1 protein-coding gene is annotated in these 901 nt (G+C 65.8%); it reads left to right on the top strand.

The window, feature by feature from the left end:
- Positions 1 to 2: 2 nt before the first annotated feature.
- Positions 3 to 901 (top strand): DNA-directed RNA polymerase subunit alpha (locus AC5P09_RS51965; protein WP_493880633.1); only part of this gene is annotated, 899 nt, incomplete at its 3' end.

Raw genomic sequence — 901 nt, 5'->3', positions numbered from 1 at the left:
TGCTGATTGCTCAGCGTCCGTCCTTGACCGAAGAGGTCGTCGACGAGTTCCGCTCCCGGTTCGTGATCGAGCCGCTGGAGCCGGGCTTCGGCTACACCCTCGGCAACTCCCTGCGTCGTACGCTCCTCTCCTCGATCCCGGGTGCGGCGGTCACGTCCATCCGTATCGACGGCGTTCTGCACGAGTTCACCACCGTGCCGGGCGTCAAGGAGGACGTCACCGACCTGATCCTCAACATCAAGCAGCTGGTCGTCTCCTCGGAGCACGACGAGCCGGTCGTGATGTACCTGCGCAAGCAGGGCCCGGGTCTGGTCACCGCCGCCGACATCGCGCCCCCGGCCGGTGTCGAGGTGCACAACCCCGACCTCGTCCTCGCCACGCTCAACGGCAAGGGCAAGCTGGAGATGGAGCTGACGGTCGAGCGTGGCCGCGGTTACGTCTCCGCCGTGCAGAACAAGCAGGTCGGTCAGGAGATCGGGCGTATCCCGGTCGACTCGATCTACTCGCCGGTTCTCAAGGTCACCTACAAGGTCGAGGCGACCCGTGTCGAGCAGCGCACCGACTTCGACAAGCTGATCGTCGACGTCGAGACCAAGCAGGCCATGCGTCCGCGTGACGCCATGGCGTCGGCCGGCAAGACCCTGGTCGAGCTGTTCGGTCTGGCCCGTGAGCTCAACATCGACGCCGAGGGCATCGACATGGGCCCGTCCCCGACGGACGCCGCCCTTGCAGCTGATCTCGCCCTGCCGATCGAGGAGCTCGAGCTCACCGTTCGGTCGTACAACTGCCTCAAGCGCGAGGGCATCCACTCCGTGGGTGAGCTCGTGGCGCGTTCCGAGGCGGACCTGCTCGACATCCGCAACTTCGGTGCGAAGTCGATCGACGAGGTCAAGGCGAAGCT

The organism is Streptomyces sp. a15 (assembly GCF_059026085.1).
Note: the sequence above shows the minus strand (reverse complement) of the source record. Positions and strands in the feature narration are given on the sequence as shown.